Below are 21,085 nucleotides of genomic sequence, written 5' to 3'. Positions count from 1 at the left end.
CAAAACGTCATTCCCGATCATGACCGGCCGCGCTGGACGCCGTAGGATGACCGACATGACCCCCCAACAGCGGCTGAACGCCCTGCTCGAACTGGTGAGCGAACGCGGCAACGTGTCGATCGCCGAGATCGGCGAGCTGCTCGGGATCTCCGCGGCGACGGCCCGACGCGACCTCGCGACCCTGGCCGACCAGCGGCTCGTCACGCGCACGCACGGGGGAGCGGCGGCACTCGGCGCGGGGTACGAGCTCCCGCTGCAGTACAAGATCGCTCGGCAGGCCGAGGCGAAGACCGCGATCGCCCGCGCCGCCGCCCAGCTCGTGCAGCCGGGTGAGACCGTCGGCCTGAACGGCGGGACGACCACGACCGAGGTCGCCCGCGAACTCGGCAAGAGCGAGCGCTTCATCCGCGCCGACGGCGAGTTCGGCATCACCATCGTGACCAACGCCCTCAACGTCGGGTACGAGCTGTCCGTCCGCGCGAACGTCAAGATCGTGGTCACCGGCGGCGTGGCGCGGCGGCAGTCCTACGAGCTCGTGGGGCCGCTGGTGCGCGACACGCTCGACGAGTTCGCGCTCGACCTGGTCGTGCTCGGCGTCGACGGCCTGACCGGGCAGTACGGCGCCACCACGATGCACGAGGGTGAGGCAGAGGTCAGCCGGCACTTCGCGTCGGTGGGGCGTCGTGTGGTGGTGGTCGCCGACTCGACGAAGATCGAGCGCGCCACCTTCGCGCGCATCTGCCCGCTCGAACGCATCGACGTCCTGGTGACCGACCAGCCCGTGCCCTCGGGCTTCGCTGCCGACCTGGCGAGTGCCGGCGTCGAGCTCGTCGTCGCCGACTGACGCCGGACCGGGTGGAAGGCCGCGGCTCGGGTCCGATCGACCCGTCGTCCTCGACCGTCCCGTGGGAGCGTCGACCGACCGCCGGTGCTGCGATGACGTTTCGATCGTGTAAAACCCGACCGCACCCCCTGCCGTGAGCGATCCCTGAGCGCCTATTGTGCATTCATGATCGATTCGGCATCATGGACGTCACTATCACGCAAGGGAGCGAGATGAGCACGAGCGCTGATGACGCAGAACTCCGCATCGCGGTGGTCGGGATGGGCCAGCGGTCCGCGATCGCACGGCACGTCGCCGAGGCGACCGCCGCCGACCCGACCCTCCGCGCCAGGATCGTCGCCGTGGCGGACGTCACCGACGCCGGCCGCGAGCGTGGGCGCGCCGAGTACCCCGACGCACTGGTCGCCGAGCACCACCGGGACCTGACGGGCCACGTGGACGCGGCGATCGTCACGACACCGGACTGGACCCACGCCGAGATCGCGATCGACCTGCTCCGTGCCGGCATCGCCGTCTACCTCGAGAAGCCCCTCGCCATCACCGTCGAGGACGCCGACGCGGTGCTGAACACGGCTGCGGAGACCGGCACGCCCCTCTACGTGGGGCACAACTTCCGGCACGCGGCGGTGGTCCGCCTGATGCGCGACATCGTCGACCGCGGCGAGATCGGCGAGGTGAAGGCGGTCTGGTGCCGGCACTTCGTCGGCAACGGGGGCGACTACTACTTCAAGGACTGGCACGCCGACCGCTCGAAGGTGAACTCCCTGCTCCTGCAGAAGGCCAGCCACGACCTCGACGTCATCCACGCCCTCGGCGGCGGCGACACCGCACGGGTCGTCGGCATGGGGTCGCTGTCGGTGTACGGCGACGTGCAGGACCGACGGGACCGCAGCGGCGAGCTGATGGGGGACTGGTTCTCGTTCGACAACTGGCCGCCGCTCGAGCAGACCGGGCTCAACCCCGTCGTCGACGTCGAGGACGTCTCGATGGTCATGATGACGCTCGACAACGGGGTGCAGGCCAGCTACGAGCAGTGCCACTTCACCCCGGACTACTGGCGGAACTACACCGTCATCGGGACCGAGGGACGGCTCGAGAACATCGGCGACACCGGCGGCGGGGTCGTGAAGGTCTGGAACCACCGCCGCGGGTGGGACACCGCGGGCGACCGCGAGTACCCCGTCGACGGCGTCGAGGACGGCCACGCCGACGCCGACCTGCTCACCATGACCGAGTTCCTCCGGTCCGTCGCCTTCGGTGAACCCACGGAGCTCTCCCCGCTCGCGGCCCGCGCCGCGGTCGCCGCGGGCGCACTCGCGACCCGGTCGCTGCGCAACGGCTCCGTCCCGATCGACGTCCCGCCCCTGCCGGCCGGAACGATCGCGCACTTCACCCACCCCGTCACCCCCGCCACCCAGACCGTCGTCTCCTGACGGCCGTGCGAAAGGACCTCCCGATGACCGCACACATCCCCGCCCGAGGAACCGGCGTGCGCCGCGCCCTCCTCGGCGCCGTCGCCGCGCTCGGTGCGGCCGCACTCCTCGCCGGGTGCTCCTCGTCGTCCGGGGCGTCCGGCTCCGGCGAGGTCGCGAAGGACACCAAGGCGGACCTGACGTACGCCGTCTGGGACCAGAACCAGGTGAAGGCCATCAAGGCCAACATCGCCGGGTTCAACGAGGAGTACCCCGACATCAAGGTCAACGTCGACGTCACGCCGTACGCCAGCTACTTCACCAAGCTGCAGACGCAGGGCTCGAGCAACACGCTGCCCGACCTGTTCTGGATGAACGGCCCGAACTTCCAGCTGTACGCAGCCAACGGCAAGCTCGCCCCGATCACCGACTCGGTCGAGTCGGGCGCCATCGACCCGGCGAACTACTCGTCCGCGCTCAACAAGCTCTACACGTACGACGGCACCCAGTACGGCGTCCCGAAGGACTTCGACACCATCGGCGTCTGGATGAACAAGTCGCTGTTCGAGCAGGCCGGCGTCCCGATGCCGCCGAAGGACTGGACCTGGGACGACTTCCAGCAGACCGGTGCCGAGCTCTCCGAGAAGCTGAAGAGCAAGGGTGCGTACGGCGCCGCCGCGGGCATGGACGGCCAGACCACCTACTACGACACGATCTTCCAGGCCGGCGGCTCCGTCATCGACGGCAAGGAGTCGGCGTACGACTCCGAGGCGGCCGAAGCCGGGCTGGCCTTCTGGGCCGACCTCATCGAGTCCGGGGCGTCGCCCACGATGCAGCAGCTGACCGACACCACCGCCGACCAGTGGTTCACCTCCGGCAAGGTCGCGATGTACCAGGGCGGCAGCTGGTTCCGTTCGGCGCTGATCGGCAGCGACATCGAGCAGGACGTCGTCGCCTACCCCCTGCCGAAGGGCAAGGAGCAGGCCACGGTCATCCACGGTGTCTCGAACGTCGTGGCCGAGGGCTCGAAGAACAAGGCGGCGGCGCAGGCGCTGCAGGCCTACATGGCGTCGAAGCCGGCCCAGCAGCAGCAGGGCGACATGGGCGCGATCATCCCCGCGTACACGGGGACGCAGGACGCGTTCACGAAGACCATGCCGGACGCCGACCTGCAGGTGTTCCTCGACGCGGTGGAGTACGCGAAGCCGCTGCCCGTGTCGAAGAACACCGCCACGTGGAACACCCTCGAGACGAACCTGCTCCCGAGCGCCTTCGACGGCTCGGAGCCGGTCGACGAGGTCGCCGAGGAGCTGGCCGCGAAGATGGACGCGGCACTCGCCAAGGAGTGACGAGCCCGGTCGACCGGCCGGGCCTGATCCCCGGCCGGTCGGCCGTTCCGCGACCCACCCGCACGCGACGCCCGGGCGTCGCACCCGATCCGACCGCCCTGGCCGAGGAGCGACCTGATGACGACCACCACCCCGCACCGTGACGCCGCACAGGCGTCTCCGCCCCCGACGACGCCCGGAGCCCGCCGCGGCGGTGCAGCGCGCACCGACGGCCTCTGGCCGTGGCTGTTCGTCCTGCCGCTGCTCATCGGCGTCGGCACGTTCTTCATCTGGCCGATCCTCCAGACGTTCTGGTACTCGTTCACCAGTTGGGGGGTCTTCGGCGGAGCGAGCTTCAGCGGGATCGCGAACTACGTCCGCCTGGTCTCCGACCCGCAGCTCTACCAGTCGCTGCTCAACACGATCGTCTACACGGCGATCGTCCTGCTCGGCATCCCGATCGCGGTCTGGCTCGCCAGCCTGCTGAACACCCCGGGCCTGCGGTTCGCCCAGTTCTACCGCGTGCTCTTCTTCCTGCCCTACGTCGCGATGCCTGCTGCGATCGCCCTGGTCTGGCGCATCATGTTCAACGGCGACTTCGGCATCGTGAACTCGTTCCTCGGCCTGTTCGGCATCGACGGCCCGTTCTGGATCTCCACCCCGGGCTTCGCGCTCGTGGCGGTGTCCCTGGTCGGACTGTGGTCGTCGCTCGGCTTCTCGATGATCATCCTCGGCGCCGGGCTCAAGGACATCCCGCCGGAGCTCTACGAAGCAGCCGAGCTCGACGGTGCCAGCCGGTGGCGGCAGTTCCGCTCGGTCACCGTCCCGCTCCTCAGCCCGAGCATCTTCTTCGTGCTCATCGTCACGACGATCTCGAGCTTCCAGCTGTTCGATCTGCTCTACGCGATCCTCGGGCCCCTCAACCCGGTGATCCCGAAGACGATGTCCCTCGTCTTCTACTTCTACAACGCCGGGTTCGTCGACGGCGACAAGGGCTTCGCGGCCGCGATCGCGATGGTGATCTTCCTGCTCATCGGCATCATCACGGTCGTCCAGTTCCGTGTCCAGAAGAAGTGGGTCCAGTCATGACCGGCACCATCGCAGCGCGTCGCCCGGAGACCGCTGCCCCGACCACGACGACCACCGGGATCCGCAGCCGGTCGGGCGTCCGCCCCCGTCGGCGGCAGGGCAGCCACTGGTGGATCCACGTCGTGCTCGGCGTCGGCGGGTTCGTGATGGCGTTCCCGTTCCTCTGGCAGATCATCATGTCGCTGTCCACGAACGCACAGGTGCAGTCGGTCACGCCGGTCTTCTGGCCGGGGGAGCTGCAGTGGCAGAACTACGCGCAGGTCTTCGACCGCCTGCCGTTCCTGGACCAGCTCGCGACGTCCGTCTGGGTCACCCTCATCCGCACGCTCGCGCAGATCGTGCTGTGCACCCTCGCCGGGTACGCGTTCGCCCGCATGCGGTTCCGCGGACGCGGCCTCATCCTCGGGATCGTGCTGTCGATCCTGCTGGTGCCGTCGCAGGTGTACCTCATCTCCCAGTACCAGATCGTGCAGGGCCTCGGCTGGCTCGACACCCTCGCCGGCATCGTCGCTCCGGGCCTGTTCAGCGCGTTCGGGACGTTCCTGATGCGCACCGCGTTCCTCAACATGCCGCCGGAGCTCGAGGAGGCCGCGCGCATGGACGGCGCGAACCCGTTCCAGACGTTCTGGCGGATCATGCTGCCGTTGGCCCGTCCGTCGATCAGCGTCCTCGCGATCACGACGGTGCTGTGGTCGTGGAACGAGCTGCTCTGGCCGCTCGTGGTGTCCACCCGCGCCGAGGACATGCCCCTGGCGGCCGGGCTCGCCACGCTGTCCAGCGACCGGACGATCGACTACCCGGTGCTCATGGCGGCCAGCCTGATGGCCATGGCCCCGGTGCTCATCATGTTCGTCGTGCTCCAGCGGCGGGTGATGGACGGGCTCGCGTCGTCCGGCCTGAAGTGACGGCCGGCGTCCCCGGCCTGGAGGCCCGTCCCGCGTCCGTCGCGGTCCTCGCCGCCGCCGTCGGGTCGCCGGACGACGCCGCGACGGTGGCGACGGCGCTCGCCGCGACCGTCGCCGACGTGCCGCCGGTGGCGCGGGAGACCCTCCTGGTCGCCGCGCTCCGCGCCGCCGCGCCGGGCAACGCCGCCGCCCTGGAGGCCCGCGGGCTCCCGCGGGCGCTGGCGGAGGGGACCGTCGCCGACGTCGAGCGGAAGCTGGCACGGTACGGGCTGGACGGGGCCGGACTCGACTGGCTCGTCGCGGTGGTGACCGGCCGCGTGGTCGCGGTGGGGCGCCTCCAGTTCGAGGTCGGCGACCACCTGGCGGACGGCACACCGGCCTGGCACGTGCACGTGCCCGAGGGCGGGCCGCTCGACCCGGCGGCCTGCGACCTCGCCTTCGCGACGGCACCCGAGGTGCTCCGCCGACTCGCCCCGGACCGCGCCGCCCGGTGGTGGCAGTGCCGGTCGTGGATGCTCGACCCCGGGCTGCCGGCCGTCCTGGGGCCGGACGCGAACCTCGTGCGGTTCGCCCGCCGGTTCCGTCTCACACCGCCCGGACCGCACGACGGCACCGAGGGGGACGCCAGTGCGGCGAAGTTCGTGTTCGGGGTCCCGCTGGCGACGGCCCGTTCGTCGGCGCCGGCCGGACGACTCCGCACGGCCGTGCTCGACCGGTGGGCTCGCGGCGGCGCGTGACCGAACGGACCGGCACGGCTCCCGTCGCCTGACCCGCGCAGCCCCGGCCGCGTACCGTGCACGGCATGACGAAGCCCGACCACGACCACCTGGACGACGGTGTCGACATGACGTTCGAGGAACGCCGGCAGGACACGTTCCGCCGCATGTCCGGTTCCGACGAGCACGACGCCGACCCGCGGGTCGAGGTGTCCCGTGCCGAGGACGGCGACGTCCGCATCGACGTCGCCGACACCGCCGCGGTCCGACCCGGCGAGTGACCTCCCACCGACCCCGGTCCGCCGGGGTCGGTGGGGCACGGCATGATCGTGTCGTGCACCTCGTCCTGCGCCGTGTCGACGGCGGCGTCCTCGCGACGCCCCTGACCGACGCGGGGGCCGCCGGGGGCGAGCCGGTCCGCCTGGACGAGCCGGGCCTCCCGGCCTTCGTCGCGGCCCACGACGCACCGGGCGTGCGCTGGGTGTGGGACGACACCACACGCTGGTACCCGGCCGTGCTCGCCGCGGGCGGACGGGTCGGTCGCTGTGTCGACCTGCGGCTCGGCCGTCGCGTCCTGCGCAGCGCGCTCGCCGCGCGCGGTTCCGCGCTGGCCGGGGCGCCCGCCGACGCCCTCGACGCACCCGTGGCGGAGGCCCGGGTCGTCCGGCCGACGCAGGCGCAGCTCTTCGACGACGCCCTGTTCACCGCCTCGGTGCCCGACGACGAGGTCGATCCGGTCGCCGAGTTCCGCGCGCAGCTCGCCGCCGTCGCCGGTTCGAACGCTCCCGGTGCGCTGCGGCTCCTGCTCACCGCCGAGTCGGCCGGCGCGCTCGTCGCGGCCGAGATCCTGCACGCCGGGCTGCCGTGGCGTGCCGACGTGCACGAGCGCCTGCTCGAGGACGCCCTCGGGCCGCGCGTGCCGTACGGCGTCCGGCCCCGACGCCTCGAGGAGATCGCCGCCGTCGTGCGCGACCGCCTCGGCGACCCGGGCCTGAACCCGGACTCGCCCGCCGACGTCCTGAAGGCACTCCGCCGTACCGGCCTGATGGTCACGAGCACGCGGAAGTGGGAGCTGCAGGAGATCGACCACCCGGTCATCGAGCCGCTGCTCGAGTACAAGCGCCTGGCCCGGCTGCTCACCGCGAACGGCTGGACGTGGCTCGACGACTGGATCCGCGACGGCCGGTTCCACCCGAAGTACGTGGTCGGCGGCGTCGTCACCGGGCGGTGGGCGGCCGACGGTGGAGGCGCGATGCAGCTGCCGAAGGGCATCCGCGGCGCCGTCGTCGCCGATCCCGGGTGGAAGCTCGTGGTGGCGGACGCCGCCCAGCTCGAGCCGCGCGTGCTCGCGGCGATGTCCGGCGACCGGGCGATGGCCGCGGCCGGTGACGGGCGCGACCTGTACGACGGGGTGGTGGCCTCGGGGGCGGTCGAGACCCGGCAGCAGGCCAAGCTGGCGATGCTCGGTGCGATGTACGGGGCGACGCAGGGCGAGGGCGGACGCCTCGTGCCACGCCTGGTGCGGGCGTTCCCGCAGGCACTCGACCTGGTCGAACGGGCCGCGCGTGCGGGGGAGCGCGGCGAACCCGTGACGACGCTGCTCGGGCGGACGTCCCCGGTGCCGGAGGACGCGTGGTTCGAGGCCCGCAACCAGGCGTACACGGTCGAGGGCACCCCGGCTATGCAGCGTGCGGTGGAGTCCCGTGCCCGCAGTTGGGGGCGGTTCACGCGCAACTTCGTGGTGCAGGGGACCGCGGCGGAGTGGGCGCTCGCGTGGATGGGGTCACTGCGGTCGCGGTTGCTCGCCCGGTTCCCCGGGGCCGTGACCGACGGGCCGCACCTGGTGTTCTTCGTGCACGACGAGATCGTGGTGCACGCGCCGGCGGAGCACGCGGAGTGGGTGGCGACGCAGATCCGCGAGGCCGCGGTGGACGCCGGGCGGCTGCTGTTCCAGGACTTCCCGGTGACGTTCCCGCTGTCGGTCGCGGTCGTGGGCGCGTACTCCGACGCGAAGGACTGAGCCGCGTCTGGTTCCCTGGGCTCGTGACGAACACCCCCCGACGCTCCGACCACCGAGGGGCCGCCGTGCTGCTCACCGTCCTGGTGGTGGTCGCCTGGGCCGCCACCGTCGCGCTGCCCCTGTACGCGTGGTCGCTGATGCTCCGTGTGGATGCTCCGGAGGAACGGGCCGTGCCGATCGTCCTCGGGTGGTTCGCGACACCGTTCATCGCCGCCGTCGGCCTGACGGTGGGGCTCGTCGTCCTGCAGCGGTCGCGGCGGGCTGTCCGGGCGGGGCGCTCGAGCGGGGCGTGACGCGGCCCCGGGTCGGTGACGCCCGCTCCGCCAGGCGGCTGCCGGGACGGCTCCCGGGCGGTTCGGGCACCCGAGCGGGCACGGTCAGTAGAGCTGGCCGCGGTTGATCTGTGTCACGGCGTCGAGCGTCGCAACCGATCCTGGCCCCTGCTTCGGAGTGTGGTTCTGCTTGCCGCCGTACTTCCAACCGCCGCGCGCCGTGTGGCTCCCCATGTAGAACTTCCTCGAGAACGTGCCTCCCCTCGGGAACGTGTAGGTCCCGGCGGAGCCGTAGAAGCAGTTGTTCGTGTACGGCGTCGCAGCGGCTGCCCAGTACGCATCTCCGGACTTGCAGGTGTTCCGCACGGACACCCTCGCCTGTTGCTTAGCGGGCGTGACAGGTGCGACCGAGATGATCCTGCCGGTCTCCGCGTCGAGCCGAGTACTGACCGCGTTCGTCGCGACGTAGTCGAGGAGCGCCGCCTCGTTCGTGAACCTCGGGAGGCCTTGCACGGTGATGCCGTCGAGCCCGTAGGTCTGGACGGCCTTCGTAGCCGACGCGTTCGCTGGTGCCGTGATGCTCACACTGACGATAGTTGCAAGGAGCACCCCGCACGCGACGGTGACCCCGCGCAGATTCGTTGACCGCATGTTCATCCTCCATCTCTTCGAGGTTGCAACGTAGCATGTCAGATACTGGCAGTCGATGCACGCTGCCCGGACGGCTCCCTGGCGGTTCGGGCACTGTGGACCGATGCACACCGAACGCAGCGCCGCCGCCGCCGACCGGCACGTCGGCGACGTCGACCTGACCCACTGGCGGTCCCGGGCCGGCCGCAGGATCGCCGGAGCGTGGGCTGCGCTCGGCAAGCGGTACGGGGCGATGCCCCTCCTGCTCCTCACCCTCGCCGTCGGGGTCGGCATCGCCGTCCTCGCGACCTGGATCGCCTCCGAGGTCTACGACGCCGTCCGTGAAGCCGACGACGTCGCCGTGCTCGACCGACCCGTGCTCGACTGGGCGCTGACGCTCCGGTCCCCGACGGGCGACCGACTGGTCACGTGGTGGACGGACATCGCCGGCACCATCGGCATGCCGATCGTCGCCCTCGGGTTCCTGGTCGGCTTCACGGTCCAGCGCCGGGCGTGGACGCCGCTGGTGCTCCTCGTCGCGGCGAGCGGGGGGTCGCTGCTCATGACCATCGCGGGCAAGGACCTGATCGGCCGGGCGCGTCCGCCGCTGTCCGACGCGGTGCCGCCGTACGAGTCGTCGCCGTCGTTCCCGTCCGGGCACACGCTCAACGCGACGGTGATCGTGGGCACGATCGTGTACCTGCTGCTCCTGCGGCAGTCGCGGGTGGTGACCCGGGTGTGGACGATCGTCGTCGGCACGCTGTTCGTCCTGTCGGTGGGTGCGTCGCGGGTGTTCCTCGGGCACCACTGGCTCACCGACGTGCTGGCGGCGTGGGCGCTCGGGCTGGCGTGGCTCGCCCTGGTGATCACGGCCCACCGGTTGTACCTGACGGCGCTCCACCGCGGTGCCGAGCCCGAGCCGGGGGCCCTCGGGCGTTCCTGACCAGGGCACCCGGCGAGCAGAAGACGTCGGGTCGTGCCCGGGCACCCGACATCGTCTGCTCACTCGACGCCACTCGACCGCACTCGCTGGCCCGCGCCGGGACGAGCACCTCCGGCGCTCCGGATGGGAGGCCCCGTCAGCGCGGACCGGTAGGTTGCGGTCATGGAAGAACGGGTCTTCGGCGGCAGGTACCGCGTCACGGGCACGCTCGGACACGGTGGCATGGCGTCCGTGTACCGGGCGGTCGACGAGCAGCTCGGTCGCGAGGTCGCGGTCAAGGTGTTCCGCATCGGCCCGGTCGACCGCGGCGAACGCGCCCGCGCCGAGGCGGAGATCCAGACCCTCGCGACGCTGCGGGCACCCGAGCTCGTCACCCTCTACGACGCCGCACTCGACGACGTCGACGGTGACTCGTACCTCGTCATGGAACTCGTGCCGGGCAGCGACCTCGCGACCCGTCTGCGCGAGGGCCCGCTCGACCCCGCGACCGCCGCCCGGCTGGGTGCGCAGGTCGCCGACGGCCTGAGTGCCGTGCACGCGCAGGGGATCGTGCACCGGGACGTGAAGCCCGCCAACGTCCTGCTCGAGCGCGACGGCCGGCACGTCAAGCTCGCCGACTTCGGGATCGCCCTGCTCCGCGACGCCTCGCGCGTGACGGGCACCGGGACCGTGATGGGGACGGCCGCCTACCTGGCACCCGAGCAGGTCCTGGCGAAGGAGATCACCGGCAAGGCCGACGTCTACTCGCTCGGGCTCGTGCTGCTCGAGGCGATGACCGGCCGACAGCCCTTCCCCGGCAGCGCGATCGAGTCGGCGACCGCGCGCCTGACCCGCTCGCCCGAGATCGACCAGCACCTGCCGACGGCCTGGCGCACCCTGCTGCACGTGATGACGGCGCAGGACCCGGCCGACCGTCCGACCGCGGCCGAGGCGGCCGAGCGGCTCCGCGCCCTGGGTCGCGACGAACCGACGAACGCCACGCAGCTGCTGCCCGGGGCGCCCGGTGCGGTGACCGCCGCGGCCGGTGCCGCCGGCGTCGCGGCTGCCGCCGGTGCCGGTGCCGCCGCTGCTGCTGACGACCGGACGCAGGCGATGCCGGCGAGCGAGCTGCCGGACGGCGGAGCGCGGCCCGCCGGCGACGAGGCCACCCGGCTGCTCGACACCCAGCGCCCGAACCCTGCCGACGACGTCTCGACGACCGTGCTCGGCGCCCAGGCGAACGACCGCGGTGCGACGGGCGCGGGTGGCCCGGTGCCCACGCCGGACCCCGCCGCCCCGGTCCGACCGACCCCGGCTCCCGCGGACGAGCCGGAGCGGAAGAAGCGCGGCCCGCTCATCGCGGCGATCATCGTGGTCGTCCTGGTGCTCGTCGGCATCGGGGTCGCGGTGTTCGCCCTCGGTGGCGACGACGACGGCACCCCGGCGCCGACGGACACCACCTCGACGGCCCCGACCGAGCAGCAGCCGAGCGAGCAGCCCGACGACGAGCCGAGCGACCAGCAGCAGCCCAGCGAGCCGGCCGAGCAGCAGCCCTCGCAGCCGGAGCAGCAGCCGTCCCAGCCCGCCGAGCAGCCGAGCCAGCCCGCCGAGGAGCCGAGCGAGCCGGCGGAGCCCAGCGAGGAAGCCCCGGTCGGTCCGGAGCCGAGCACCCCCGCGTCGAACCCGGTGCAGGCACCGCAGGGCGGGGCGGGTGCGGTCGACCCGGCGTCGGACTCCGGTCCGGGCCGGTCCGGGAGCGCGCCCGGGCACACCAAGGGGCAGGACGGGACCCCGGACCAGGGCTGACACGCCGGAGGTTTCATCCAGCGACTGGAACAAATAGGCTCGGACGGTGCGAGAACTGCAACGGAGCGGTGGGCCGACGACGGCCGTCGCGGCGCGGAACGGTGTCGGCTTCGGATCCGCCGAGGGGTGGCTCGTCGAGCGAGCAGCGGGTGACGCCACGGCCGAGGCGGTCGTCCCCGGGTTCGCCGGCCTGGCAGTCCAGCCCGGCGACGAGCTGTCGTGGGTGTGGTTCCCCGAGCGCACCCTTTCCGACGGTGCGACGGAACCGTCCGAGGCGGACCTGCCGCACTTCTGGGACGCCACCGCGTTCGCACTCGACGTCGTCTTCGCCGACGGCACCCGCCTGAGCGAGCACGCCGGGGCTCGCGACCAGTACGGTGACGCGCTCACCCCGGCGGCGCAGGACGCCGCCCGCAAGCAGTGGGTCGACCAGTGGAACCGGCGCGCGGTGGACCTCTCGCCGTTCGCGGGGCTGGTCGTCGACCGCCTGGAGGCCCGGCTCGGCTCCGATGCGCCGGCTGCGGGCTCCGACGGGGAGCGTCCCGCACTGCGCGGCTGGCTCGACGCCGTCCGCATCGAGCCCGCGCGGCCGACCCCGGCGAGCCCGCTCGACCACGTCCGCACCACGCGCGGCACCCAGGCGTCCTCCCGGTTCTCCCGCGGCAACAACGCCCCGCTCGTCGGCATCCCGCACGGCGGGGTCTTCGGCCTGCCGATGACCGACGCCTCGAGCAACCGCTGGCCCTACGCGTACCAGGAGCACGACCGCCTCGACACCGAGGGCCGCCTGCGCCCGGCGATCCAGGCATTCGCGACGAGCCACATCCCGTCGCCGTGGATGGGGGACCGCGGGGTGTTCCAGGTGATGCCGTCGCCGCTCGACACCCCCGACGTCGACCGAGCGGCCCGTGCGCTCGGGTTCGACCACGACGACGAGCAGGACGGTCCGCACCGGTACCGCGTGGCCCTGGACCACGGCGTGACGGCGGAGGTGACCGCGGGGGAGTTTGCGCTGGGCTTCCGCTTCACCGGCACCAGGTCCGTCGTGCTCGACCACCACGGCCGGGTGTCCGACGTCTCGGTGACGGTCGCCGGCGGCACGGCCGTGGTCGAGTGCCTGCTCGACGACCGGCCGGGCACGCCGCCGCACCACGTGCACGTGCGCATCCCACGGGTCACCGCCGACCACACGAGCGTCGGGGAGCACGAGCTGCGCGGATGGCTCACGGTCGACGGGGACGTCGACGTCCTGCTCGGCATCTCGACGGTGTCGATCGAGGACGCCCGCGCGAACCTCGACGCCGCCGGACCGTTCGACGCCATGCGCGCCCGCGCGGAGCAGCTGTGGACCGAGGAGCTGGCGACGCTGTCGTTCGAGGGGGCGACGCCCGACCAGCTGACCAGCCTGTACTCCGGGCTCTACCGGCTGTTCCTCTACCCGAACCGAGCGGGCGAGACCGCGCTGACCGGCAGCCCGCGGCACCGCTCCCCGTACGGCGACGTGCTGGCCGAGCCGATCCGCGACGAGCCGGGGCCCGAGGTCGTCGACGGTCCGTTCACCACGACGAACGGGTTCTGGGACACGTACCGGACGGCGTGGCCGCTGCTCGGGCTCCTCACCCCGGACACCGCGGGCGAGCTCGCACAGGGCTTCGTCGAGCACCACCACGACGGCGGGTGGACCCCGCGGTGGAGTGCGCCCGGGGCCGAGGACTGCATGACGGGCACCACGAGCGACACCGTCTTCGCCGACCTCGCCGCGAAGGGCGTGCGCGGCTTCGACCTCGCCCAGGCGTACCGGAGCGCGGTGCGGAACGCGACCGTCCCGCCGCGTGACGAGCGCGTCGGACGCAAGGGGAGCCTCCCGGGCGCCTTCCGCGGCCACGTCGACACGGCGACGTCCGAGGGGATGTCCTGGACCCTCGACGCCGCCATCAACGACTGGGGGCTCGCCGTGATGGCCGGTCTGCTCGCGTCGCGGGCGGAGACGCCCGCCGACCTGTCGCGCTACGAGGCCGAGGCCGAGTGGTTCGCCCGACGGTCCCTGCAGTACCGGCACGTGTTCGACCCGGAGCGCGGGTTCTTCATCGGCCGCGACCCCGACGGCTCGTGGCGGGTCGGCACCGAGTTCGACCCGCGCGACTGGGGCGAGGACTACACCGAGACCAACGCGTGGGGCACCGCGTTCACCGCCCCGCACGACGGGGCCGGCATCGTCGACCTGCACGGCGGACCCGAGCGGTTCGACGCGGCCATCGACGCGTTCTTCGCCACCCCCGAGACCGGTGCCGTGGCGCGGTCCGGCTCGTACGGGTTCCCCATCCACGAGATGACCGAGGCCCGCGACGTGCGGATGGGCATGCTCGGCCTGTCGAACCAGCCGGCGCACCACATCCCGTTCTTCCCGATGTTCACCGGGCGGCACGACGACGCGCACCGCATCGTCCGGGAATCGCTCGAGCGCCTGTTCGTCGGCTCGGACCTGGGGCAGGGGTACCCCGGCGACGAGGACAACGGCGAGATGAGCGCCTGGTACGTCTTCGCGACGATCGGCCTGTACCCGCTGGCGCCGTCGACCGGCACCTACGTGCTCGTGCCGCCGTCGGTCCGCCGGACGGTGCTGCAGCAGCCCGTGTCGGCAGGGGGAGGCCCGCCCACGGTCATCGAGGTCGCCGACGGTTCCACGGGTGCCTACATCGCGTCGGTGACGGTCGACGGCTCGCCCTGGACCTCGGTCACCATCCCGCACAGCGTGGTCGTCGCAGCGTCGCGGATCGAGTTCACCCTGTCCGACGAACCCCGGGGCTGGGCATCGGACACCCGCCCCGTCTCGGCCTCCGACGTGCACGGGTACCGGGACGCCCCGGTGGACGTCCTGCCCGTCGGGGCCTCGGCGCTGACCGACGACACCGGCCGCACCGTCACGGCGCTCGCCGTGGGGGAGTCCGTGTCCTTCGACGTGTCGTGCCCCGCCGCCTCGCTGTACACCGTGACCGTCGCCTCGCCAGGGTCCTACTCGTGGCAGGTCGCCCTCGACGACGCCGTCACCGCCGTCGACGGTGCCGAGTTCGCCTGGGCCGGCCAGACCCGGGTGTTCCGGATCATCGGCGGCGGGTCGTCGTTCACCATCACGGCCGGCACCGACCTTGCGCTGACGCAGCTCGAGCTCATCGCGGCCGACGGACAACGTTGACCCGGCGTTCACCGAGCGGGAGCATGCTCGGCCCATGTCGATGAGCGCACCGTTCGATCCCGAACAGCAGGGCCGGTCCACCCCCGTGGACGGCAGTGACGAGTCCGAGCTCGAGGTGGAGGAGGACCGCGGTGCCGACGTCGGCCCCGACTCCGCCGCCCCGGGCGTCTCGCCCGTGGGGCACGAGGACGAGGACGAGGCCGGCGGCGGCCCGGTGTTCCGGCGCCCGGAAGCCGGCGACCGCCTGCACCCGGAGGACCTCGCCGACTGACCGGTGATGCCGGGGTGGTTCAGAGGCCCCGTTCACCTGCGACCGGCATGCTCGTCCGCATGTCGATTGCGAACTCGTTCGATCCGTCCGGCGGCCGTGCGATCCCCGAGGACCAGACGAGCGAGAACGGGCTGGAGCTCGACGAGGACCCGGCGATGCTGGGGATCTCGTTCGACGTCGTGGGCGGTGCCTCTGCCGACCCCGCCGCGGTGTCCCCGGTGGACGTGCGCGTGCCGGAGCCGAGCCCCGAGGAGCGTCCCGGCGTCTAGCGCGGTTCGGGACCGGTTCGCACAACCAGAGTGACCTCGCGCCGCGCGGAAGCGCGGTGCGAGGTCACTTTGGTTGTGCGCCGTCCCACGCAGCTCGAGCGACGGGGGTGACCGGGCCGTTCCGGCTCAGGGAACGGTGTGTCCGGCCGCGGTGAAGATCCGGTACCACTCCTCGCGCGACAGTTCGACGTCCGAGCCGGCCGCCGAGTCGCGCACGCGCTGCGGGTTCGTCGTGCCGAGGACGACCTGGAAGTGCGCGGGGTGGCGGGTGATCCACGCGACCGCGATCCCGGTCGGGGTGACGCCGTGGGCTGCTGCGACCTCGTCGAGCACGTCGTTCAAGTCGGCGTACTGCTCGCGGTCGCCCAGGAAGACGCCGTCGAAGAAGCCCTTCTGGAACGGCGACCAGGCCTGCAGCGTGATGTCGTTGATGCGCGAGTAGTTGAGGATGTCGTTGTCGCGGTCGACCGACTGGTCGAGGCCGCCCATGTTCGCGGTGAGGCCCTGCGAGATCACGTTGGCGTGGGTGATGCTCAGCTGCACCTGGTTGAACGCGAGCGGCTGGCGGACGTGCTTCTTGAGCAGGTCGACCTGGCCGGGGGTGTGGTTCGAGACGCCGAAGTGGTGCACCTTGCCGGCGGCGTGCAGCTCGTCGAAGGCCTTCGCGACCTCTTCCGGCTCGACCAGGGCGTCGGGCCGGTGCAGCAGCAGCACGTCGACGTAGTCGGTGCGCAGTGCCTCGAGCGACTCGTGCACGGACTCGAGGATGTGCTCGTACGAGAAGTCGAAGTACGCGCCGTTCGGCGTCGGCCGGATGCCGACCTTGGTCTGCAGCACGATCTCGGCGCGCTCGGCCGGAGACAGCGTGACGGCCGCGCCGAACCGCTCCTCGCAGCCGTGCCACTCGCCGTACACCGCGGCGTGGTCGAACATGGTCACGCCCGCGTCGCGCGAGGCGCCGTACAGCGAGCGGATGTCCTCGTCGCTCATGTCGTTGATCCGCATCAGTCCGACGACGACGTCGGAGGCGGTGAGGTCCGTCTGTGGCAACTCCAGTGTCTTCACGCAGTCGATCCTGCCAGCCGGACCCCGGTGCAGGCAGGCCCTGCCAGTACCTCAGGCGTGGTCGGGCAGCAGGACGGCGAGCACCCCGGAGCCGTCCGTCCACGTCCCGGTCAGCGTCTCGCCCTCGGGCAGGGCCGTGCCGACGACCCGTGCGATGACGATCGTGCCGTGGTCGGTCGCGATCGACGTCACCTCATCCGTGGTGGTCACTCGCACCGAGGTGACGCTGGGGGAGTCGGGTTCGGATCCGCTGCCGCTGGCCCAGGCGTCCTTCGGCCGCTGTCCGGCACCGTTGGCCAACACGAGCTCCGCTTCGTGCCCGCCGGTGACGATCGCTCGGCGCAGCACGTCGGCATGGACCGGATCGCCCACCGCGTCGTACACCCACCGTCGCCCGAGCACGGAGTGGTCCATCTCGATGACCAGGAACGCGTCGGTGCCGGGCAGTGGTGCGTCCCGGTAGGTCAGTGGCGCCTGCAGGACCCGGCCGTCCTCGGTGCGGACGAGCAGCACTTCGACGCCGACCTCGCCTGCGGGGTCGTCGAACCGGAACTGCCCGACGACCTCGAGCGGTGCTCCCGCGACGACGCCGCTCCACGCCTGGTCGGGGAGCCAGGCGGCGAGCGCCTCGGCCTTGGAGGGGCGCAGCGTTGCCTGCTCGATGACTGCCATGTCCCGACCGTACTGCTGCCCAGCACCCCACCGTCCGTGCGTGACGGCCTCAGTGCACGGAGAACCCGCCGTCGACCGCGATCGACTGCCCGGTGACGTACGCCGACCCGGGTCCGGCGAGGAACACGGCCGCCGCGGCGAAGTCCGAGGCGAGCCCGTTCCGGCCGACCAGTGTCCGTGCCGCCAGGGCCGACACGGCAGCCGGGTCCGACGCGAGCCGCTCGTTGAGCGGGGTGCGCACGAAACCGGGGACGAGGACGTTCGAGGTGACCCCATGCGCGGACCACGCCTCTGCCTGGGACCGGGCCAGTGCCTCCAGACCGGCCTTGGAGACTCCGTACGCGCCGCTGGCGGCGAAGGGGCGGTGGGCCTGCTGCGAGCTGATGGACACGATCCGGCCGTGGCCGCGCGCGGCCATGCCGGGCGCGAGCCGCTGGCCGAGCACGAAGGGGGCGTCGAGGTTGACGGCCATCGTGGCGTCCCAGGTGGCCTCGTCGAGGTCCGGCATCGGCGGTCGCAGGTTGATCCCGGCGGAGTTCACCAGGACGTCCACGTCTCCGGCGGCGTCGGCGAGTGCGTGTGCGCCGGCACGTGAGGACAGGTCCGCGACGATGCCGTCGGCCGAACCGCCCGCCTTACGGATACCTGCGACGGCGTCGTCGATGGTGGCGGACGTCCGGGCGGCAACGAGCACGTGGGCACCCGCGTCCGCGAGTGCGGTGGCGATGGCGCGGCCGATGCCGGAGCTGCCTCCCGTCACGAGTGCGGTGCGTCCGTCGAGGCCGAAGAGCTGCTGCAGCGACATCCAGCCAGGCTACCGAGGCCCGTACGCTGGGCCGGTGCGTGACGACCTGCTGCCGATGCTCGCCTGCCCCGTGTGCGCCGCGCCCCTCGGTCGCGTCGACGGCGGTCAGGTCGGCTGCTCGAACGGACACCGGTTCGACGAGGCGAAGCAGGGCCACCTGACGCTCCTGCCCGCGAAGCGGCGGGCACTCACCGCGGACACCCCCGAGATGGTCGACGCGCGGCTGCGGTTCCTGGGGCGTGGGCACTACGCGCCCGTCGAGCGGGCGCTCGCCGCGATCGTCGCGGACGTGACCGCGCCGGGCATCGTGCTCGACGTCGGTTCCGGCCCGGGGACGTACCTGGCGCATGCGCTGGACGCAGCGGACGCTCCGGACGGGAGGCGCGTGGGCGCGCCGGACGCACCTGCGCCGGCCGGCGGCCGGCCGGGTCCACGGCTCGGGGTCGCGCCGGACGCGCTTGCACCTGTCGGCCGTCAGCCGACTCGACGACTGGGGGTGGCGCCGGACGCGCTTGCACCTGTCGGCCGTCAGCCGACTCGACGACTGGGGGTGGCGCCGGACGCGCTTGCACCTGTCGGCCGTCAGCTGACTCGACGACTGGGGGTGGCGTTGGACCTGTCGGCCGTCGCGATCCGGCGTGCGGCACGCGCCCACGAGCGGGCGGGGGCCGTCGTCGGGGACGTGACCGAGCGCCTCCCGATCGTCGACGGCGCTGCCGCCGTCCTGCTGGACGTCTTCGCACCCCGCAACCAGACCGAGTACGCCCGCGTCCTGCACCCGGACGGTGTGCTCGCCGTGGTGACCCCGCGGACCGGCCACCTGGCGGAGCTCGCCGCGGCGACGATCAGCGTGGACCCGGAGAAGGAGCGGCGGTTGCACGACTCCCTGACGCCGTCGTTCGCGCTGCGGTCCTCCGAGGACCTGACGTGGACGATGGAGTTGTCGGCAGAGGACGTCCACGACGTCGTGCACATGGGGCCGAGCCACCACCACGTCGCGGCCGACGCCGTGTTCGCGCCGGCGACGGTGACGGCCGCGGTCACCGTGTCGACGTGGACGCCGACGCGCTGACCGCGGCCGTCAGGACGGATCAGTCGCCAGCGGGAGCGACGTCGAGCTGCCACACGACACCGAAGCGGTCGCGCAGCTGGCCGGCCAACGGTGCCCAGGCCGAGGGCTCGAGGGGCTGCCGGACCTCGGCGCCGTCCGACAGGGTGGCCCAGTACCGCTCGATCTCGGCGGGGTCGTCGCCGTGCACGAACACGTAGAACGCGTTCGAGCCCTGGTCGTAGGGCTGACCGGGCCAGACGTCGAAGGCCATGATCCGGAAGCCGGCGTCGGTGGACACCTGGCCGAAGACGATGCGGTCGGCCCAGGCCGGGTCGCCCAGGGCGCCCATCTGCCCGTAGGTCGCGGCCGTGACGTCGCCGCCGAAGACCGATGCGTAGAAGTCGAGCGCCGCGCGGGCGTCGCCGTCGAAGTTGAGGTGGGTTGTCGTTTCGATGCTCATGGGACGAGGATGACGGGCAATGCGGTCAGATCGTGTCCGCTTCTCGGACGAAGATGGACGACATGGCCGGACCCTCCGCACGCATGCTCGCGCTGCTCTCCCTGCTGCAGGTGCACCGCGACTGGCCGGGTGACGAGCTGGCCGGGCGGCTCGAGGTCAGCCCCCGCACCGTCCGGCGCGACGTCGATCGGCTCCGTGGCCTCGGGTACCGGGTCGAGGCGCTCCGTGGACCGGCCGGGGGCTACCGGCTCGAGGCCGGTTCGGACCTGCCGCCACTGCTCTTCGACGACGACCAGGCGACCGCGATCGCCCTGGCGCTCGCCGTGGCCCCGGCTTCGGGCGCGGACCTCGCCGAGTCTGCTGCCCGCGCGCTCGCGACGGTCCGCCAGGTCATGCCCGCGCGGCTGCGAGCCCGGGTCGACGCGGTCCAGGCCGTCACCGGGCGCAGCGGGACGCGCACCGATCCTGACGTCCTCGTCGCGGTGAGCGAGGCCGTCCACCTGCGCGAGGTCCTCCGCTTCGGGTACGGCGAGGACGAGACCCCGCACCGGGTGGAGCCCCACGCCGTCGTCGCCCGGAACGGTCGGTGGTACCTGCTCGACCGGGACCTCGACCGTGACGACTGGCGCACGCACCGCATCGACCGGATCACGCCGCGGATGCGCACCCGTGTCCCGTTCACGCCGACGCCGATCCCCGGGGGTGACGCGGCCGCGTTCGTGTCCGCGCGCTTCAAGGGCTCGGCGGTCGACGACGTCTGGCCGTGCACCGGTTCGGTGACCACCACGGTGGACGACGCACAGACCATCGCGCCCTACCTGCCCGAGGACGCCGTGGTCGAGCAGATCGACGGCGACCGCTGCCGCATCACCCTCGGTTCGTGGTCGTGGGACGGGCTCGCTGGCGTGGTCGCGGGGTTGATCGTGCCGGTGCGTGTCGAGGGGCCGGACGAGCTGCGTGGTGCGGTCCTCGAGCTGTCGAGGCGTCTCGTGATCGCGGCCGGTTGAGCTGGGGCCACCGCACGCGTTAGGGCGGCGCATGCGTCCGTCAGGGCGGCGTGAGGGAACCGTTAGGGGCGGCCTGGAGGCCCGGCGCAGGACCCAGCATCGGTTCGGCACCACTCGTGGTGCCGTCCCGTGCCGCCCGGCGCGGGTACCGCAGACCTTCTGGAGTCCTTCGTGTTCGACGTGTTCGTCGTCGCCGGTGTCCTCGCCGTGTTCGGTGTGGTGGCACTGCTCGCCAAGGGGGTGGAACGGCTGTGATCGGCATCACCATCGCGGCCGCCGTCCTCGGCATCGCCGCAGTCGTGTACCTCGTCTGGGCGCTCGTGCGTCCGGAGCGCTTCTAGTGGGCGC

The 21,085-nt window shown here is 72.3% G+C and carries 23 protein-coding genes; 18 read left to right on the top strand and 5 right to left on the bottom strand.

All coding sequences use genetic code 11. The annotated features are described in order from the left end of the window. Window positions 1-55: 55 nt before the first annotated feature. From I8920_RS15145 to I8920_RS15105, 9 genes are all read left to right on the top strand, one after another. A complete protein-coding gene (locus I8920_RS15145; RefSeq protein ID WP_225558822.1) occupies window positions 56-844 on the top strand; it encodes a DeoR/GlpR family DNA-binding transcription regulator in 789 nt (262 codons plus the stop codon). A 212-nt stretch (window positions 845-1,056) separates the two neighbouring features. Then, window positions 1,057-2,277: a Gfo/Idh/MocA family protein gene (locus tag I8920_RS15140; RefSeq protein ID WP_198657083.1), complete on the top strand. Its 1,221-nt coding sequence runs from the start codon at window positions 1,057-1,059 to the stop codon at window positions 2,275-2,277. 23 nt (window positions 2,278-2,300) lie between these two features. Further along, the gene (locus tag I8920_RS15135) at window positions 2,301-3,605 is read left to right on the top strand and encodes an ABC transporter substrate-binding protein (RefSeq protein WP_198657082.1); all 1,305 of its coding nucleotides are present in this window, start codon (window positions 2,301-2,303) and stop codon (window positions 3,603-3,605) included. 117 nt (window positions 3,606-3,722) lie between these two features. After that, window positions 3,723-4,673 (top strand): carbohydrate ABC transporter permease, encoded by a 951-nt coding sequence (locus I8920_RS15130; RefSeq protein ID WP_198657081.1) that lies wholly within the window; start codon window positions 3,723-3,725, stop codon window positions 4,671-4,673. Further along, window positions 4,670-5,578: a carbohydrate ABC transporter permease gene (locus tag I8920_RS15125; RefSeq protein ID WP_232832762.1), complete on the top strand. Its 909-nt coding sequence runs from the start codon at window positions 4,670-4,672 to the stop codon at window positions 5,576-5,578. The genes I8920_RS15130 and I8920_RS15125 overlap by 4 nt, the downstream gene beginning before the upstream one ends. Further along, complete coding sequence (locus I8920_RS15120; RefSeq protein ID WP_198657080.1) at window positions 5,575-6,315, top strand: hypothetical protein; 741 nt, start codon at window positions 5,575-5,577, stop codon at window positions 6,313-6,315. The genes I8920_RS15125 and I8920_RS15120 overlap by 4 nt, the downstream gene beginning before the upstream one ends. Window positions 6,316-6,380: 65 nt before the next feature. Beyond that, window positions 6,381-6,575 (top strand): hypothetical protein, encoded by a 195-nt coding sequence (locus I8920_RS15115; protein WP_017887924.1) that lies wholly within the window; start codon window positions 6,381-6,383, stop codon window positions 6,573-6,575. A gap of 53 nt (window positions 6,576-6,628) precedes the next feature. Next, window positions 6,629-8,314 carry a bifunctional 3'-5' exonuclease/DNA polymerase gene (locus tag I8920_RS15110; protein ID WP_198657079.1) on the top strand — a complete coding sequence of 562 codons (1,686 nt, stop codon included), beginning with the start codon at window positions 6,629-6,631 and terminating at the stop codon, window positions 8,312-8,314. Window positions 8,315-8,337: 23 nt separating this feature from the next. Continuing rightward, window positions 8,338-8,607, top strand: coding sequence for a hypothetical protein (locus I8920_RS15105; RefSeq protein WP_198657078.1), 270 nt, complete (start codon window positions 8,338-8,340; stop codon window positions 8,605-8,607). 84 nt (window positions 8,608-8,691) lie between these two features. On the opposite strand, the gene I8920_RS15100 is transcribed toward I8920_RS15105, so the two are convergent. After that, complete coding sequence (locus I8920_RS15100) at window positions 8,692-9,237, bottom strand: hypothetical protein (RefSeq protein WP_198657077.1); 546 nt, start codon at window positions 9,235-9,237, stop codon at window positions 8,692-8,694. Between the two features lie 103 nt (window positions 9,238-9,340). Here I8920_RS15100 and I8920_RS15095 point away from each other — a divergent pair, with 103 nt between their 5' ends. From I8920_RS15095 to I8920_RS15075, 5 genes are all read left to right on the top strand, one after another. Next, window positions 9,341-10,159, top strand: a complete 819-nt coding sequence (locus I8920_RS15095; protein ID WP_198657076.1) for a phosphatase PAP2 family protein — start codon at window positions 9,341-9,343, stop codon at window positions 10,157-10,159. A 162-nt stretch (window positions 10,160-10,321) separates the two neighbouring features. After that, window positions 10,322-11,944, top strand: a complete 1,623-nt coding sequence (locus I8920_RS15090; RefSeq protein WP_198657075.1) for a serine/threonine-protein kinase — start codon at window positions 10,322-10,324, stop codon at window positions 11,942-11,944. 46 nt (window positions 11,945-11,990) lie between these two features. Next, window positions 11,991-15,137, top strand: a complete 3,147-nt coding sequence (locus I8920_RS15085) for a GH92 family glycosyl hydrolase (protein ID WP_232832761.1) — start codon at window positions 11,991-11,993, stop codon at window positions 15,135-15,137. Window positions 15,138-15,171: 34 nt separating this feature from the next. Beyond that, window positions 15,172-15,408, top strand: a complete 237-nt coding sequence (locus I8920_RS15080; RefSeq protein ID WP_198657074.1) for a hypothetical protein — start codon at window positions 15,172-15,174, stop codon at window positions 15,406-15,408. A gap of 59 nt (window positions 15,409-15,467) precedes the next feature. Beyond that, a complete protein-coding gene (locus I8920_RS15075; RefSeq protein WP_198657073.1) occupies window positions 15,468-15,677 on the top strand; it encodes a hypothetical protein in 210 nt (69 codons plus the stop codon). A 126-nt stretch (window positions 15,678-15,803) separates the two neighbouring features. On the opposite strand, the gene I8920_RS15070 is transcribed toward I8920_RS15075, so the two are convergent. From I8920_RS15070 to I8920_RS15060, 3 genes are read right to left on the bottom strand one after another with little or no spacing between them, the layout of a single operon-like run. Beyond that, complete coding sequence (locus I8920_RS15070) at window positions 15,804-16,742, bottom strand: aldo/keto reductase (RefSeq protein ID WP_198657072.1); 939 nt, start codon at window positions 16,740-16,742, stop codon at window positions 15,804-15,806. Between the two features lie 51 nt (window positions 16,743-16,793). Further along, complete coding sequence (locus I8920_RS15065; protein WP_198657071.1) at window positions 16,794-17,414, bottom strand: CG0192-related protein; 621 nt, start codon at window positions 17,412-17,414, stop codon at window positions 16,794-16,796. A 49-nt stretch (window positions 17,415-17,463) separates the two neighbouring features. Further along, on the bottom strand, window positions 17,464-18,219 hold the full coding sequence (locus I8920_RS15060) for an SDR family NAD(P)-dependent oxidoreductase (protein ID WP_198657070.1): 756 nt from the start codon (window positions 18,217-18,219) through the stop codon (window positions 17,464-17,466). Between the two features lie 34 nt (window positions 18,220-18,253). Here I8920_RS15060 and I8920_RS15055 point away from each other — a divergent pair, with 34 nt between their 5' ends. Continuing rightward, window positions 18,254-19,291 carry a putative RNA methyltransferase gene (locus tag I8920_RS15055; RefSeq protein WP_198657069.1) on the top strand — a complete coding sequence of 346 codons (1,038 nt, stop codon included), beginning with the start codon at window positions 18,254-18,256 and terminating at the stop codon, window positions 19,289-19,291. 19 nt (window positions 19,292-19,310) lie between these two features. Here the strand turns inward: I8920_RS15055 and I8920_RS15050 are convergent, their stop codons facing one another. Then, window positions 19,311-19,730: a VOC family protein gene (locus I8920_RS15050; RefSeq protein WP_198657068.1), complete on the bottom strand. Its 420-nt coding sequence runs from the start codon at window positions 19,728-19,730 to the stop codon at window positions 19,311-19,313. Between the two features lie 62 nt (window positions 19,731-19,792). On the opposite strand from I8920_RS15050, the gene I8920_RS15045 reads away from it, so the two are divergent. The 3 genes from I8920_RS15045 (at window position 19,793) to I8920_RS15040 (ending at window position 21,078) form a co-directional block, all read left to right on the top strand. Further along, a complete protein-coding gene (locus tag I8920_RS15045; protein ID WP_198657067.1) occupies window positions 19,793-20,737 on the top strand; it encodes a helix-turn-helix transcriptional regulator in 945 nt (314 codons plus the stop codon). A gap of 129 nt (window positions 20,738-20,866) precedes the next feature. Further along, on the top strand, window positions 20,867-20,992 hold the full coding sequence (locus tag I8920_RS16310; RefSeq protein WP_263867284.1) for a hypothetical protein: 126 nt from the start codon (window positions 20,867-20,869) through the stop codon (window positions 20,990-20,992). Further along, entirely contained in the window at window positions 20,989-21,078 is a 90-nt protein-coding gene (locus I8920_RS15040) for a potassium-transporting ATPase subunit F (RefSeq protein ID WP_017887940.1), read from the top strand. The genes I8920_RS16310 and I8920_RS15040 overlap by 4 nt, the downstream gene beginning before the upstream one ends. Window positions 21,079-21,085: the final 7 nt, after the last annotated feature.

This window comes from Curtobacterium sp. YC1, assembly GCF_016267665.1.
Classification (GTDB): Bacteria; Actinomycetota; Actinomycetes; order Actinomycetales; family Microbacteriaceae; genus Curtobacterium.
Note: the sequence above shows the minus strand (reverse complement) of the source record. Positions and strands in the feature narration are given on the sequence as shown.

Bases quoted from the DNA above. Each gene is read 5' to 3' on its own strand.
- I8920_RS15145 (WP_225558822.1), top strand. From the start codon at position 56: ATGACCCCCCAACAGCGGCTGAACGCCCTGCTCGAACTGGTGAGCGAA.
- I8920_RS15140 (WP_198657083.1), top strand. From the start codon at position 1,057: ATGAGCACGAGCGCTGATGACGCAGAACTCCGCATCGCGGTGGTCGGG.
- I8920_RS15135 (WP_198657082.1), top strand. From the start codon at position 2,301: ATGACCGCACACATCCCCGCCCGAGGAACCGGCGTGCGCCGCGCCCTC.
- I8920_RS15130 (WP_198657081.1), top strand. From the start codon at position 3,723: ATGACGACCACCACCCCGCACCGTGACGCCGCACAGGCGTCTCCGCCC.
- I8920_RS15125 (WP_232832762.1), top strand. From the start codon at position 4,670: ATGACCGGCACCATCGCAGCGCGTCGCCCGGAGACCGCTGCCCCGACC.
- I8920_RS15115 (WP_017887924.1), top strand. From the start codon at position 6,381: ATGACGAAGCCCGACCACGACCACCTGGACGACGGTGTCGACATGACG.
- I8920_RS15100 (WP_198657077.1), bottom strand. From the start codon at position 9,237: ATGCGGTCAACGAATCTGCGCGGGGTCACCGTCGCGTGCGGGGTGCTC.
- I8920_RS15095 (WP_198657076.1), top strand. From the start codon at position 9,341: ATGCACACCGAACGCAGCGCCGCCGCCGCCGACCGGCACGTCGGCGAC.
- I8920_RS15090 (WP_198657075.1), top strand. From the start codon at position 10,322: ATGGAAGAACGGGTCTTCGGCGGCAGGTACCGCGTCACGGGCACGCTC.
- I8920_RS15080 (WP_198657074.1), top strand. From the start codon at position 15,172: ATGTCGATGAGCGCACCGTTCGATCCCGAACAGCAGGGCCGGTCCACC.
- I8920_RS15075 (WP_198657073.1), top strand. From the start codon at position 15,468: ATGTCGATTGCGAACTCGTTCGATCCGTCCGGCGGCCGTGCGATCCCC.
- I8920_RS15065 (WP_198657071.1), bottom strand. From the start codon at position 17,414: ATGGCAGTCATCGAGCAGGCAACGCTGCGCCCCTCCAAGGCCGAGGCG.
- I8920_RS15060 (WP_198657070.1), bottom strand. From the start codon at position 18,219: ATGTCGCTGCAGCAGCTCTTCGGCCTCGACGGACGCACCGCACTCGTG.
- I8920_RS15050 (WP_198657068.1), bottom strand. From the start codon at position 19,730: ATGAGCATCGAAACGACAACCCACCTCAACTTCGACGGCGACGCCCGC.
- I8920_RS15045 (WP_198657067.1), top strand. From the start codon at position 19,793: ATGGCCGGACCCTCCGCACGCATGCTCGCGCTGCTCTCCCTGCTGCAG.